Below are 15,369 nucleotides of genomic sequence, written 5' to 3'. Positions count from 1 at the left end.
GCGTTTAGATGTGGTGCAAAACGGCGCATCTTCGCCTGTTCGGGCTGATTTAGTGTCAAATACCAGATTTTGTGTTCACAATTGCGCATTTCCCCAACAGAATATTTGTTGCAAGCCGATTGTTTCAGTTATGTAGCCAATATTATTGGTTCACTGCTGACGAGCCGCCTGAACGATCTATCTGATCTGCATCGGGTATCGTTCTTCGCAAAGAAGGGGTGGCGCATGTCGCGTTCGACAAAAGACAGATTTCTAGCGGGTTTGCTCGCCACCACGGCTGCTGCGGCGGTGCTGTGGGGCAGTTCGGTCGGCTTTGCGGCAACGCTGGATATCACGGGCGTCGAAAAAGGCTCCGACCTTTATGAGGCCGTGCTGGGCGGATCGCTGTTGCGCGAACAAACCGCCGAGGACGCAACCCCGTCGACCCAGGAATTGCTGGCGGCAGCGCAGGCCGATTATGCCAGATTGCTGGCCGTGCTTTACGATCAGGGGTATTTCGCAGCCGTGATCACGATCACCGTGGACGGGGTGGATGCGTCCACGATTGCGCCCGTGTCACCACCCGCGCGGATCGACAAGGCGGTCATCACGGTCAAGCCGGGCAAAAAGTTCAGCTTTGCCAAGGCGGAAATCGCGCCAGTCGCGCCTGACACCGAATTGCCCGAAGAATTCGCTGTGGGCGCGCCAGCCCGTCTGGGCGTGTTGAAAGACACGGTATCAGCCGGCATAAAAGGCTGGCGCGATCAGGGGCATGCCAAGGCGGCATTGGCCGATCAGCAGCTTACCGCGCGGGTTCCCGACAGCACAATCAGCGCGACCTTGCGGCTGGCCCCCGGTCCGCGCCTGCGGTTTGGTGATCTGACGGTAAAGGGCGACAGCGCCGTGCGTTTGCGTCGGATCGTCAAGATCGCCGGTTTGCCCACGGGGCAGGTGTATTCTCAGGACCAACTGGATCTGGCGGCCACCCGTCTGCGCCGCACAGGGGCTTTCAGCTCTGTCGCGATGCTTGAGGCCGACCAGATCACCGCGCCTGATCTTCTGCCGATCACCGCGCAGATTGCGGATGCACCACCGCGCCGCTTTGGCTTTGGGGCCGAACTGTCGTCGCTTGAGGGGCTGACAGTCAGCAGCTACTGGATGCACCGCAACCTTTTGGGCGGTGCCGAAAACCTGCGGGTTGAGGGTGAGATATCGGGCATCGGTGGCAGTTCGGGCGGGACGGATTACCGGCTGTCGACGCGTTTTGAACGGCCCGCGACCTTTAACGCCGACACCAATTTTTACGCCTTCGCCGAGATCGAACAGCTGGACGAGGTGAATTTTTTCTCGCGGCAGTTCGAGATCGAGACAGGGATTGAACGGATCGCCAGCGCCGAGCGGACCTATACGCTGGGCATGGGGCTGCGCACTGCCGAAACCCGCGATGCATTCGGCACGCAAAACTACACTTTGGTGACGCTGCCACTGACCGCCGAACATGATTACCGCGACAACCGTCTGGACGCCAAAGACGGTTATTACGCCAAGGCCAGCCTGACGCCCTTCGCGGCGGTTTCGGGGTCGTCCAGCGGGTTGCGCAGCTATGTTGATGTGCGCGGTTACAAGACCTTTGGCACCACCCGTCCGGTCACCTTTGCCCTGCGCGGGCAGCTTGGGTCGGTTTACGGTCCAACTTTGGCGCAGGCCCCGGCAGATTATCTGTTTTATTCGGGCGGCGGCGGCAGCGTCCGCGGACAGCCCTACCAGACGCTTGGCGTTGATTTGGGTGGCGGGAATACCGTTGGCGGGCGCAGCTTTCTGGGTCTGTCCGCAGAAGCGCGCGTTGCGGTGCGGGACAAGATCGGCATCGTGGCCTTTGCCGATGCGGGCTATATCGGGGCCGAGGCATTCTATGACGGGTCGGGGGTCTGGCATTCGGGTGCGGGGCTTGGCCTGCGCTATGAGACGGGCATCGGCCCGATCCGCGTCGATTTCGCGGTGCCGACATCGGGGCCTGAAACGGGCGAGAATTTTCAAGTCTATATCGGTATTGGACAATCGTTTTGATCCACTTTGTACGCAGCTTCCTTTTCACCTGTATGATGCTTCTGGCCTCGGGCGCGTTGGCCCAGGAGGACGACAAGGATTTCCTGACCCGCACCATCCAGAACGCGCTAAGCGGGGCGGGGCGGATTGTCAGCATCGACGGCTTTGCAGGCGCGCTCAGCTCGCGGGCGTCATTCGATCAAATGACGATTTCCGACGACCAAGGCGTGTGGCTGACATTGGAGGAGGTCGAGCTGGACTGGAACCGGTCTGCCCTGTTGCGCGGCCGGCTTGAAGTTCAGGCGTTGACCGCCAAGCGTCTGTCGGTACCGCGTCTGCCCGCCACGCAAGAAGACAGTTTGCCCGATCCCGAGGCCAAGCCGTTTACCTTTCCGGCCATTCCCGATTTGCCGGTTTCCATCGATGTCGCCAATTTCGAGGTCGAGGAAATTGTGCTGGGCGCGCCGATCCTGGGCGAAGCTGCGCAACTGAACCTCAAGGCCACCGCGAAGCTGAATGACGAAGTCGTGACCCTTGATATCGACGCCACCCGCACGGATGGCAAGCAAGGGTCGTTCAAGATTTCGGCTGATCTGAACCGCAGCGACAACCTGCTTGATCTGCTGGTCAACCTCTCGGAAGAGCAAAAGGGCATCATCTCGCGGACCCTGAAGATCCCCGGCGAACCTTCGGTTGATCTGACCGTTGCAGGGTCGGGGCCGGTGTCGGATTTCAAGACCGACATCAAGCTGTCGACCGATGGCGAACAACGTCTGGCCGGACAGGTGATCGTGGCCGAACAAGGGGCAACCGATGACCCCGACCGCCGCATTCAGGCCGATCTGCGCGGGGATGTGACGGCATTGATCCTGTCGCAATACCGCGAATTTTTCGGCACAGACGTGGCGCTGACGCTTGATGCCATGGTGCAGGCGGATGGCGGGCTTGATGTCAGTGATTTCGCCCTCAAGGCGCAAGCGGCCGAATTGCAGGGCAAGATCACCTTGAACAGCGATAAATGGCCCAGCCTGATTGATATCACCGGCACCGTGGCCGCAACCGATGGCGAACGGGTTTTGCTGCCGGTTGCGGGGGCCAGCACCTATGTGCGCCGCGTGGATCTGGGCGTGAAATATGATGCGGGTGATGGCGACACGATTACAGCGGTCTTTGACGTTGACGGATTGGCCACAGATGCGCTGGCGATTGACAGCACACAATTGAACCTGACCGGTACGCTGGCTGGAAAAGCGGGCAGCGTCGGTGCGTTTGACGGCGATCTGGATTTTGCGACCAAGGGGCTGACTTTTACCAACGCCGCCCTGTCCGAGGCCTTGGGCCGCGCGCTTAGCGGTCGCGCCACCATCACCTATGTCGAAGGGCAGCCCGTGCAGATCAGCGGGCTTGACCTGTCGGGCACAGATTACGGTTTGACGGGGGATATGACGATCAATGGCCCCGCCGAGAATTTCCTGACGCAGCTTAAGGCACGGCTGGAAGCCACGGAAATCAGCCGCTTTTCGGCCCTTGCCGGACGCGAGCTGGACGGTGCTGCAAACGTCGATCTGGCCGGTCAGGTCAAACCGCTGGACGGCATGTTTGATCTGAACATCACCGGCCTGACCCGCGACCTGAAGCTGGGCATCGCGCAGGCGGATGCGGTGCTTGCTGGCGAAACCACGCTAAGTGTCGCGGCCTTGCGCGATGAGACGGGCACCTTTGTGCGTGATCTGACGCTTGAGAACGCGGCTGTGTCCGTGACCGGCGGCGCAGAGCTGCGCAGCGATAATTCGCAAGCGCGGTTCACGGCCAATCTGGTCAATATCCACCTTGTCCTGCCGCAGTATTCCGGCCCCGTGACGATCACCGCCACCGCCGATCAGGACACCCGCGGCTGGACGGTGGATGCCGTGACCGACGGCCCCTATAACGCCGCGCTGACCGCCAAAGGTCTGGCGACCGGCCCGAACGCGACGTTGAACTTCACCGCGCAGGTTCCTGAAATCAAAGACTTCGTTCCGGACGCGCCGGTTGGAGGCAAGATCGCGCTGGATGGCATTTTGCGGCAGACGCCCGACGGCTGGCAGGTGGATGCCAAAGCCGCCGCACCAGAAAATGTATCGGCCACTGTCAAAGGGCTGCTGACCCCGCTGGATATCGAATTCGAGGCGCAAATCCCCCGTGTGCAGGCCTTTGCGCCGCAGGTCACAGGCCCGCTGACGGCGGCAGGCACCCTGAAACAGACCGACGCCGGGTTTGTCATTGATGCAAAGACATCCGGTCCCTATGACGCGCAGGTCGCGGTGCAAGGTGCGCTGACGCCGATGATCGACATCTCGTTTGATATAGCCGTGCCCAATGTGCAGCCTTTGGCCCCCGGCGTATCGGGGCCTCTGGCAGCCACAGGGTCGATCCGCCAGACCCCGGCGGGCATCGCCATTGATACCAATGCAACGGGCCCCTATGCGGCGCGGGCATCGGTGCAGGGCGTCGTGACCGGCGACACCCCTGCGCTGAACTATGACATCACGATCCCAAATCTCGCGGCACTGGTTCCCAAGCTGAACGGGCCGCTGAATGTGACGGGCACAGCCCGACAGGAAAGTGCGGGCTGGCGCGTGAACACCAATGCAAGCGGTCCGGCTGGCACGCAGGCGATCATTGCGGGGCTGGTGGGCAGCGATGGCACCCTGAACCTTGATATCAACGGCAACGCACCGCTGGGTCTGTCTGCGCCCTTTATCGCGCCACGCATCCTGCAAGGGCAGGCGGTCTTTGATCTAAGCGTGAACGGGCCGGCGCAGCTTGGGTCTGTGTCAGGCACCATTCGCACATCGAACGCGTCGCTTTCCGCGCCCAACCTGCGGATCGCCTTGAAAAACATCGCGGCCAACATCGACCTTGGCAACAATCGCGCGCAGGTCGATCTGTCGGCAGAAAACGTTGATGGCGGGCAGATCAAGGTCGGCGGTGCTATCATCCTGACCGGATCAATGACGGCGGATTTGCAGATCGGATTGAACAATCTGGTGCTGATTGACCCGTCGCTTTATCGCACGTCGCTGAATGGCGACTTGCGTCTTGCAGGCCCGCTCACAGGTGGGGCGCGAATTGATGGCCGGATTGATGTCGGTGAGACCAGCATCACGGTGCCGTCGACGGGGCTGACCAGTATTGGTGACATTCCACCGATCGATTTTATCGGGGCACCTGCTGATGTGATTGCCACCAGACGCAAGGCCGGGCTTGATGGCGCACGGGCGGACGCGGAGGGGGTCGCGGCAGATAAGGGGCCAGGCTTTGGGATGAACATCCAGATCAACGCGCCGAACCGTATTTTTGTACGCGGGCGCGGGCTGGACGCGGAATTGGGCGGGGGTCTGTTGCTGACAGGGACGACCAATCGCGTGATCTCGGCCGGACGGTTTGATCTGATCCGCGGGCGGCTGGATATCCTGGGCAAGCGCTTTGATCTGAACGAAGGGGCGGTGCAATTCCAGGGCGATCTGGTGCCCTATCTGCGCTTTGTCACGGCCACGGCGACCCAAACAGGCGAAGTGCGCATCATCATCGAAGGCCCTGCAACCGCGCCGGAAGTATCATTTGAATCGACCCCCGCATCGCCGCAGGACGAGGTCCTTGCGCAATTGCTTTTCGGGCGCAATATCTCTGAAATCTCGGCGTTTCAGGCGCTGCAACTGGCAAGTGCTGTCGCGACGTTGGCAGGGCGCGGCGGGGCTGGCGTGATTTCGAATTTGCGCACGGGGTTCGGATTGGACGATCTGGATGTGACCACCACAGACAGCGGTGCAACGGCGGTGCGCGCGGGCAAATACATCTCGGATAACGTCTATACCGATGTGACTGCCGCGTCTGACGGGACGGCTGATATCTCCATCAATCTGGACATCTCCAAGAACCTGACCGCCAAGGGGACGGTTCATTCAGACGGTAACACCGGCATCGGGATCTTCTTCGAGAAAGATTACTAGGCTTAGCTGGCGGATGTGCTGAACGCGCCGAACCTGCTTTGTTCGAACAGCAAGGCGGGGGCGTGTCGGTCCGGCTCATAGGCGCATTGCGTGACCTGACCCAGGATCAGTGAATGGTCACCCGCCGGATGGACGGCGAATGTATCGCAATGAAAAGTCGTCAGGCATCCGGCCAATGTTGGCGCGCCATTAGGCCCTTTGGACCAATCGAAACGGTCGAACCCGTCGCCATTGGCGGCAAAGTGATCTGCCAATGCCTGCTGGTCCGCGCCCAGAACATGGATTGCGAAATGCGGTGCCTGGACAAAGGCGTCATGGCGTTTTGACGATTTTCCGGGCGACCACAGCACCAATGCCGGATCAAGCGACACGGATGAAAACGAATTTGCGGTCATGCCCAGCGGGCCTTGCGGCGTCTGGACGGTGACCACCGTTACCCCGGTCGCAAAGCGCCCGAAGGCGCGACGCAGGTCTGAAGTGTCGTCAGAGGCCGGAACGAAATGATGCAAGCTTTTTTTCATGGTGCAGCGGTGCCACGGGGGGGCAGAATTGTCCAGACGGCAAAACCGCAGGGGCTTTGTGCGGTGGCAAAGCCGTAAGGGAAAGCGTTGCAAAGGGGTTTGAAACGGCCCGGCTCTACGCACCTTGTGACAGCGAACGGTTTCTTAACCTCCCTTGGATAGGTAGATCGAGGATGAATTTCAGTGTCGGGCTGCTGTCATAAATAAGAAGGGCTTGATGTGTCGCTAATTGATAAATTCCGTTTGGCGTTTGATATATCTCCGGTGCCGATGCTTTTGGTTGCAAGTGATGGTTCGATGTTGCTGGCCAATGACGATTTCCTTGATCTTTTTGAATACACCATTGAAGAGCTCCGCGGGTTGAACGTTGAGGCATTGGTGCCCGCCTCAATCCGCGAATATCACCCCGAATTGCGCAGTGCCTATAACCAGGTGTCAACGAAGCGGAGCATGGGGGCGGGGCGTGATCTGCATGGGGTGACAAAATCGGGCAATGTGATCCCGCTTGAACTGGGGCTTGAACCGGTCACCGATGGCGTCGAAAAAATGGCGCTTGTTGCAGCCATCGACATCAGCCATCGAAAGGTCCACGAGGACCGGATGCACCGCGCCATGGATGCCGCTGCCAGCGCCATGGTGATGGTGGATGGACGCGGGACAATCGTGTTCGTCAACAAAGCCGCGTCGACGTTGTTTGGCTATGATGAAGAAGATCTGCTGGGTCATAAGGTGGAGATGCTTATTCCCGAAGAATTCCGGCGGGCGCATCCTGTGTATCTTGGCAGTTTCATGAACAACAGCACCGAACGGTTCATGGGGTTGGGCAGGGATCTGTTCGCCCGGCGCAGTGACGGGACACGCTTTCCCGTGGAAATATCCCTCACACCTGTCGATGCACCAAGCGGGGTCTTGGTCATGAGCACGATTGTCGATTTATCCGAACGTGTCGCGGCGGCCGAGGCGGTTGCAAGGAAAAGCGCGGAGCTGGCGGCGCTGAATGTCGAGCTTTCGCATTTTGCCTATAGCGCGAGCCACGATCTGAAGGCACCGTTGTCGTCGATCACCGGGCTGTTGAATTTATGCATCGAGGATCTGGATGAAGGGAACCTTGATGAGGTGCGCGAGAACCTTGCAAGGGTGATTGATATCAGCCACCGCAGCGCCAAAAAAGTCGAAGGTGTGTTGCAAATCGCACGTGCGGGACGGGACGGGATGCCAAAGGTACCGGTCTTGCTGGATGCCATCATCGCAGAGATATGGATAGATCTCACAGGCGGAAAAAGCACCACAAAGCTGGAGCTGGAGTTCAATTATGCTGACCCCCTCGTGACAGAGCTGCCGACGTTGAAAGTGATCATCGAAAACATGCTGTCCAACGCATTGCGCTATGGCGACAGCTCGAAACCGGAGCATGTGATTTGCGTCAAAAGCGATGCCGTTGAAGATGGGGTGAAAATATCTGTCCGGGATAACGGGATAGGAATTTCAGAGCAGAATTTGCTCAAGGTATTTCAGATGTTCATCAGACTGGACGAGCGAAGTGGTGACGGGCTGGGTCTGTCATTGGTTCAAAAACAGGTTGAACGGCTTGGCGGGGAGATCACGATCAACAGCACCGTGGGGCAAGGCACCGAGATATGCTTTACCCTGCCATCGGAGGAAAAAACGCATGACTGATATTCCGGTTGTGGTTGTCGATGACAACGTTTCGGATCGATATATCGTAAGGCGGCGGCTTGCCAAAGCTGGCGGATTTGGGGAGATATTTGAGGTCACAAACGGCACTGAATTCCTTGAACGGCTGACAAGGGGCGATTTTCGCAGGGATGCTCAAGGCACGCCGTTTCTTATTTTGATGGATGTGAATATGCCGCTTTTGACGGGTTTCGAAACCATCCTCGAGATGGAGCGCAAGGCCCAAGCCGCAAACAGTCCGCCAGGCTTGGTCGTGATGATGCTGACCTCGTCCAGCAATCCGCAAGACATGGCAAAAGCAGCAGAAATCGGATCAATCAAAGGGTATGTTTTCAAACCCCTTGATGACGAGGGGGTTCAGAAAATCCGGAGGCTTTATGCATAAGGGCTAGGGACAGACGCCTGAGGCATGGCCGGTGTTGGGGGCGTTTCCCCCAGGGCCGGACTGCAAAAGGGGCACCCGACTGGATGCCCCCTTTTCTAATATGTGTGCGTTTCCCTTAGCGGTTCATGCGGTTTTCGATCAGTTCGTCCACCACTTCGGGTTCCGCCAGTGTCGAGATGTCGCCAAGCGCGCCAAAGTCGTTTTCGGCAATCTTGCGCAGGATGCGGCGCATGATCTTGCCCGACCGTGTTTTTGGCAGGCCGGGGGCCCATTGGATCAGGTCTGGCGATGCAATCGGGCCGATTTCGGTGCGTACCCAGTTGCGCAGTTCGGTGCGCAGCTCGTCCGTAGGTTCCTCACCCGCCATCAAGGACACATAGCAATAGATGCCTTGGCCTTTGATATCATGCGGATAACCGACCACGGCGGCCTCGGCCACCTTGGGGTGGGCAACCAGCGCGCTTTCGACTTCGGCGGTCCCCATGCGGTGGCCGGATACGTTGATCACGTCATCGACGCGCCCGGTGATCCAGTAATCGCCGTCTTCGTCGCGGCGGCAGCCGTCACCGGTAAAGTAATAGCCCTTGTAGTCGCTGAAATATGTCTGCTCGAACCGTTCGTGATCGCCCCAAACGGTACGCATCTGACCGGGCCAGCTGTCGGCGATGCACAACACACCTTCGACGCCATTGCCCTCGACGATCTCGCCCGAGGCGGGTTCCAGCACGACCGGTTTGATGCCAAAGAACGGCTTCATCGCGGCACCGGGTTTGGTGGCGTGAGCACCGGGCAGGGGGGTCATCAAGTGACCGCCGGTTTCGGTCTGCCACCATGTGTCGACGATCGGGCAATTGCCCTTGCCGACAACGTCATTGTACCAGTTCCATGCTTCGGGGTTGATCGGTTCGCCCACGGTCCCCAGCAATTTGAGGCTGCTCAGATCACAGCCGTCCACGAATTCGCGCCCCTTGCCCATCAGCGCACGAATGGCGGTGGGGGCGGTGTAGAACTGGTTCACCTTGTGCTTTTCGCAGATCTGCCAGAACCGGCTGGCATCGGGATAGGTTGGCACGCCTTCGAACATCAGGGTGGTGGCACCATTGGCCAGTGGCCCATAGACGATATAGCTGTGGCCCGTGACCCAACCCACATCCGCAGTGCACCAATAGACATCGCCATCATGGTAATCGAACGTGATCTCGTGGGTCATCGCGGCATAGACCAGATAGCCGCCGGTGGAATGCACAACGCCTTTGGGCTGACCGGTCGAGCCCGAGGTGTAGAGGATGAACAGCGGATCTTCGGCGTTCATCGCCTCGGGGGCGCAGGTGTCAGCGGCGTCCTTTGCCAGTGCTTTATAGTCGAAATCGCGGCCTTCGGTCCAGGTTGTCTGGCCGCCGGTGCGCTTGACAACGAGGCATTTGACGCTGTCCTTGCAGTGCAGCAGCGCTTGGTCGGCATTGGTTTTCAGCGGCGTCGCCTTGCCACCGCGCGGGGCATAATCGGCAGTGATGACGACCTTGGCCTCTGATCCGTTCACCCGCGATGCCAAGGCATCGGGCGAGAAACCTGCGAAAACGATGGAGTGGATGGCACCGATCCGCGCGCAAGCCAGCATCGCATAGGCGGCTTCGGGGATCATCGGCAGATAGATGACAACCCGGTCGCCTTTGGTCACACCCAGATCGCGCAGGATGTTTGCCATTTTGCAGGTCTGGGCGTGCAGTTCCTTGTAGGTGATGTGCTGCGCGCCTTCTTCGGGGCTGTCGGGCTCCCAGATGATGGCGGTCTGGTCGCCGCGTGTCTCAAGGTGGCGGTCGATACAGTTGGCGCTGACGTTCAGCGCACCATCGGCGAACCAGTTGATCTTGACCTGTCCAAAGGTGAAATCCACGTCCTTTACTGTGGTAAAGGGGGTCATCCAGTCAATACGCTGCGCCTGTTCGCGCCAGAACCCGTCTGCATCATCAATCGACGCCTTGTACATGGCATCGTATTTGGCAGCGTTCACATGGGCACCTGCAGCCATTTCGGCGGATGGCGGATAGGTCTTTGCAGCGTTGGACATCGGTTCCTCCCTCAAGGATCATAGCATTCAATCGACCGGCTGAGCCTGACGGCTCGTCGATCCTCCCTTGGCGGATCATAGCGGCAACTGAAAAGAAAGGAATAAGTATCTGTTATGGCGCGCTTTGTCTGTAAATTTTTTTCCGAAAGCGGCGGTGATTTGTAAATTTTGCGAGGGGTATTGGGAATTTTCCCGCCTTTGCCGCCGATTACATGTCAACATTTTCAAGCGGTTTTACAGGGCAAATTTGCGGCCTCAAACCATTTCAGGATCAAGCCAAAGGCCTAAAATCGGCACCGCATGTTCTGGGGTTGGCAGACCCGCTGTCCGCAGTTAGTGTTTTGGCAAGCGGAACGCATAGCTCCGCATCAAGGGAGAGACTACATGAAGAATCTACTAAACGGCGCAGCAATCAGCGCCCTCACATTCGCATTCGCATCACAAGCTGTGGCAACCGAGTGGAACGCATCTGTTTGGGGCAAGCGTCGCGCCTTTACCGAGCACATCGAGAAAATCGCAGAACTGGTTTCCGAAAAGACCGGCGGCGAATTCACCATTAACGTCAGCTACGGTGGTCTGTCCAAGAACACTGAAAACCTTGATGGTATTTCCATTGGTGCCTTCGAGATGGCGCAGTTCTGTGCAGGCTACCACGCGGATAAAAACCCGTCGATCACCGTGCTGGAACTGCCGTTCCTTGGCGTGCAGACCCTCGAAGAAGAAGTCGCGGCTTCCAAAGCAATCTATGCGCACCCGGCTACAGTTGCCGATCTGGCACGTTGGAACGCAACGCTGCTGATGCCATCGCCGATGCCACAGTATAACATTGCCGGTGTGGGCGACGCGCCCAAAACGCTTGCCGATTACGACGGTCTGACTGTTCGTGCGACAGGTGGTATCGGCGAAGCGCTGACGCTGATCGGTGCTGTGCCAACCTCCGTGACCTCGGGCGAGGCCCGTCAGGCAATGGATTCGGGCATCGTTAAATCGATCGCATTTGCCCCCCATGCGCACATGTCCTTTGGGATCATGGAAGCTGCGAAATGGTGGACAGAAAACCTCAACCCCGGCACCGTGAACTGCCCTGTTGTGGTGAACTCCGATGCGCTGGGTGCCTTGTCTGACGCCGAGCGTGAGGCCCTGTTGGGGTCGGTCGACGAGTCGCTGGCCTATTACATCGACAACTACAACAACAACACCATGACCAAGTGGTGGGCGTTGCTGGATGAAAAAGGCATCGAAAAGGTCAGCTATAACGAAGACAACCTTGCCGCGTTCCGCGAAAAGGCTGCCGGCCCTGTTGCTGCCAAATGGATCGAAGAGAACAACGCACGCGGTCTGCCTGCGCAAGAGCTCTATGATCTGGTGATCACGACACTGGGTAAGTAACCTCGGACATTTGAACGGCGCGCTGCCCTGGTATGGGCTGCGCGCCGTTTGCTATTTCCGAAGCGATTTTTATCGCCGTACAACCATCTTGATATTGGGGGGAACACCATGGCCATTCGTGCTGCGGTAATAACCGATGACAGTCTTCTGAGCCGTCTGGATCAGGGGCTATACCGGCTTGAAAGAGCCTTTGGTCTGGTCAGTGGGGTTGCCGTTTTTGCCCTGATGCTTCTGGCGGTTTATTCCGTCGGGGGACGTAACATTTTCAACTCTCCGGTGCAGGGCTATGTCGATCTGATCGAAATGGCGATGCCGTTGATCGCGATTATGGGGGTCAGCTATACCCAACGCGATGGCGGGCATATCCGGATGGACATTCTGGTGGGCAGGCTTCGGGGCCGTGCCCTGTGGACCGCCGAATTTATCACGACATTCCTGGTGTTGGTCCTGATCTTGTTGCTGATCTGGGGATCATGGGCGCATTTCCAACGCAGTTTCGACTTTGCCGCCCCGCTCTGGAGCCGAGACAGCAGCATCGACATCAAACTGCCGATCTGGCCAGCCAAGCTGATCGTGCCTGTCGCATTTTCCGTATTGGCCTTGCGTCTGATGTTGCAGCTTTATTCCTACGGCTTGGCGATCAAAAGCGGCACGGATGAACCTGTTGGTGTGCCGCTGGTCGAAGATGCAGCAACAATTGCGGCGCGTGAAGCGGCCGCTGTCACCGGACGGGAGGACCTCTGATGGACAGTATCGACATTGGTATTTACGTATCCATCGGCCTTTTGGTCATGGTCGTTTTGGGGATGCGCGTGGCCTTTGCCGCCGCGATGGCGGGTCTGGTCGGGCTGGTCTGGGTGTTCTGGGCCAAAAAGGGGTATGACCCCTCGCAATTCATGTGGGCGATGACCGTTGCCACGAAAACAGCCGGGCAGGTGCCGCATTCCAAAGTGGCCAGCCAGGCGCTGTCGCTGATCCCGACCTTTATCCTGATCGGGTATCTTGCCTATTACGCGGGTCTGACCAAGGCCCTGTTCGAGGCGGCAAAACGCTGGATCGCCTGGGTGCCGGGCGGGCTGGCGGTTGCCACTGTTTTCGCCACGGCGGGGTTTGCGGCGGTATCCGGTGCTTCGGTTGCGACTTCGGCGGTTTTCGCGCGTATCGCCATCCCAGAGATGCTCGAAAACGGCTATAACAAAAAATTCGCCGCCGGTGTTGTGGCGGCTGCGGGCACACTGGCTTCACTTATTCCGCCATCGGCGATTCTGGTGATCTATGCCATTATCGTGGAACAGGATGTGGGCAAGCTGTTGCTGGCGGGCTTTATCCCCGGTGCGTTTTCGGCGCTGGTCTATACGATCATCATCGTGGGCATTGCGCTGGTCTGGAAAAAGGTAGGCCCCCCGATCACCGGCTTCACATGGCGTGAACGGTTTGAATCCCTGCCACCGGCCTTGCCGATTGTGGCCGTTGTCGTGATCATCATCTTTTTCGTCTACAACCCGTTTGGCGATGCGTGGGGCACACCCACAGAAGGCGGTGCCATCGGGGCGTTTATCGTGTTCCTGATGGCGCTGTGGCGCGGAATGCGCTGGCCAGAGCTGAAGGACGCCTTGCTGGAAACCGCCAAGCTGACGGTGATGATCTTTAGCATCATCTGGGGCGTGTTGATCTATGTGCGCTTTCTGGGCTTTGCCGATTTGCCCGGTGCCTTTGCCGACTGGATTTCGTCGCTTGAAATGGCCCCGATGCTGATCCTGATCTGTATCCTGCTGGCCTATGCCGTGTTGGGCATGTTCATGGATGCCATCGGGATGCTGCTGCTGACCTTGCCTGTGGTCTATCCTGCGGTGATGGCGTTGAACGGGGGCGAATTCGTGTCCGCCGCCGACAGTTCCTTTGGCATGTCAGGTCCGATGTGCGCGATCTGGTTCGGGATCTTGGTGGTGAAAATGGCCGAGTTCTGCCTGATCACCCCGCCCATCGGGTTGAACTGTTTTGTCGTTGCCGGTGTGCGTGACGACCTGACGGTTCAGGACGTGTTCCAAGGCGTGGCCCCGTTCTTTGTCGCGGATGCCATCACGATCGCCTTGCTCGTGGCCTTCCCGTCTATCGTGCTGTGGCTGCCGTCACTGGCCAGCTAGATCAGCGCGTTGTTGTTCCCTGCTATCCTCGGGTTTGACCTGTTCTGCGGACAGGAAATTCCCGATGGTATGCAGGGGCTCAAAATTCTCGCAGATGACCTTGAAGACAACGAGGAAAGGCACCGCAACCAAGGCACCTGCAATTCCCCAAAGCCAGCCCCAGAACACCACGGTCAGAAACACGGCGACCGTGTTCATCTCAAGGCGGCGACCGACCAGCCATGGCGTGACGATCTGCCCCTCAAGCATGGTCAGCGTGAGATAGCCCAAGGGGGCCAGCAAGGCATAGCCAAGGCTGTCGAAGGTCACGATTGAAAAACCCGCGACCAAGATAACGCCACCGAACCCGCCGATATAGGGCAGGAAATTCAGCATGAACGCGGCAATCCCCCAGATATAGGCCGAAGGCAGGCCCAGTGCCGTCAGATACAGCCCGACGCAAATACCAAGCCCCGCGTTGATCGACGCGATGGTCAGCAGATACCGCGACACCCGTTTTTCCACATCATAGACGGTCTGCAGTGCACGTTTCTTGCCTGTCATGGTGGGCATGGACTGCACCAGCTTGAGGTAGAACATCTCTCCTGATGACAACAAGAACAGCGCGAGGATCAGGATAACCGCCAGCGACGCGCCTGTGGTGCTGACCGTATCCAGCGCCGTGTCCAGCAATCCGGGTTGGCGCACGACGACTTCGTTGCTGTTGTCGACTCCGCCATTGCTGATCTTGTCGACTTCCTCGCTGGCGCTGCGCATGGTTTCGACCGCTTGACTAAGGCTGCTGAGCTTTTGTTCGATTTCCCGGCCCATTTGCGGGATTTCGTCGCTCCAAAGGGCAACCGTCCCGGCGGAGAGCACCACCACCGACAGGATCAGCAGCGCGGTGGCCGACACGAGAATAAAGGCGGAAACGACATGTGGCACGCCAATACGGTACAAGCCACGGCCAACGGGGCTTAGGGTCAGGGCAAGCAAAAAGCCCAGCAAAATCGGCAAGATAAGGTCTTTGGCAAAATAGGCTGTGACAAAAAGCGATATCAGCACCAGCATTTGCAAAGAGCGCCGGATCGAGGGAATGTGTTCCACAGGAATGTCCAATGCGTCAGGGGTTACGGATCAAACGCCGCAACCGGGCAAAAGGTTCACGGCC

10 protein-coding genes are annotated in these 15,369 nt (G+C 58.5%); 7 read left to right on the top strand and 3 right to left on the bottom strand.

The features are described from left to right. The first annotated feature begins 225 nt into the window (after positions 1 to 225). Together HGT1_RS08640 and HGT1_RS08635 are read left to right on the top strand one after the other, a co-directional pair. Entirely contained in the window at positions 226 to 2,046 is a 1,821-nt protein-coding gene (locus tag HGT1_RS08640; protein WP_176249519.1) for an autotransporter assembly complex family protein, read from the top strand. Then, on the top strand, positions 2,043 to 6,017 hold the full coding sequence (locus tag HGT1_RS08635) for a translocation/assembly module TamB domain-containing protein (protein ID WP_176249518.1): 3,975 nt from the start codon (positions 2,043 to 2,045) through the stop codon (positions 6,015 to 6,017). Before HGT1_RS08640 ends, HGT1_RS08635 begins: the two co-directional genes overlap by 4 nt. Positions 6,018 to 6,019: 2 nt before the next feature. Here the strand turns inward: HGT1_RS08635 and HGT1_RS08630 are convergent, their stop codons facing one another. After that, complete coding sequence (locus HGT1_RS08630) at positions 6,020 to 6,538, bottom strand: flavin reductase family protein (RefSeq protein WP_176249517.1); 519 nt, start codon at positions 6,536 to 6,538, stop codon at positions 6,020 to 6,022. 219 nt (positions 6,539 to 6,757) lie between these two features. On the opposite strand from HGT1_RS08630, the gene HGT1_RS08625 reads away from it, so the two are divergent. Both HGT1_RS08625 and HGT1_RS08620 read left to right on the top strand, forming a co-directional pair. Further along, entirely contained in the window at positions 6,758 to 8,215 is a 1,458-nt protein-coding gene (locus HGT1_RS08625; RefSeq protein ID WP_176249516.1) for a PAS domain S-box protein, read from the top strand. After that, positions 8,208 to 8,618 (top strand): response regulator, encoded by a 411-nt coding sequence (locus HGT1_RS08620; RefSeq protein WP_176249515.1) that lies wholly within the window; start codon positions 8,208 to 8,210, stop codon positions 8,616 to 8,618. Before HGT1_RS08625 ends, HGT1_RS08620 begins: the two co-directional genes overlap by 8 nt. A 115-nt stretch (positions 8,619 to 8,733) precedes the next feature. Here HGT1_RS08620 and acs read toward each other — a convergent pair whose 3' ends face one another. Then, positions 8,734 to 10,686, bottom strand: coding sequence for an acetate--CoA ligase (gene acs, locus HGT1_RS08615; RefSeq protein WP_176249514.1), 1,953 nt, complete (start codon positions 10,684 to 10,686; stop codon positions 8,734 to 8,736). A gap of 384 nt (positions 10,687 to 11,070) precedes the next feature. On the opposite strand from acs, the gene HGT1_RS08610 reads away from it, so the two are divergent. The 3 genes from HGT1_RS08610 (at position 11,071) to HGT1_RS08600 (ending at position 14,219) form a co-directional block, all read left to right on the top strand. Next, positions 11,071 to 12,075, top strand: a complete 1,005-nt coding sequence (locus tag HGT1_RS08610; protein WP_176249513.1) for a C4-dicarboxylate ABC transporter substrate-binding protein — start codon at positions 11,071 to 11,073, stop codon at positions 12,073 to 12,075. A 108-nt stretch (positions 12,076 to 12,183) separates the two neighbouring features. Continuing rightward, positions 12,184 to 12,819, top strand: coding sequence for a TRAP transporter small permease subunit (locus tag HGT1_RS08605; protein ID WP_176249512.1), 636 nt, complete (start codon positions 12,184 to 12,186; stop codon positions 12,817 to 12,819). After that, positions 12,819 to 14,219 (top strand): TRAP transporter large permease, encoded by a 1,401-nt coding sequence (locus HGT1_RS08600; RefSeq protein WP_176249511.1) that lies wholly within the window; start codon positions 12,819 to 12,821, stop codon positions 14,217 to 14,219. Before HGT1_RS08605 ends, HGT1_RS08600 begins: the two co-directional genes overlap by 1 nt. Here HGT1_RS08600 and HGT1_RS08595 read toward each other — a convergent pair. Then, positions 14,205 to 15,305, bottom strand: coding sequence for an AI-2E family transporter (locus HGT1_RS08595; protein ID WP_255200145.1), 1,101 nt, complete (start codon positions 15,303 to 15,305; stop codon positions 14,205 to 14,207). The genes HGT1_RS08600 and HGT1_RS08595 overlap by 15 nt on opposite strands. Positions 15,306 to 15,369: the final 64 nt, after the last annotated feature.

The sequence above is a fragment of the Sulfitobacter sp. HGT1 genome, from assembly GCF_013282155.1.
Lineage (GTDB): Bacteria > Pseudomonadota > Alphaproteobacteria > Rhodobacterales > Rhodobacteraceae > Sulfitobacter.
Note: the sequence above shows the minus strand (reverse complement) of the source record. Positions and strands in the feature narration are given on the sequence as shown.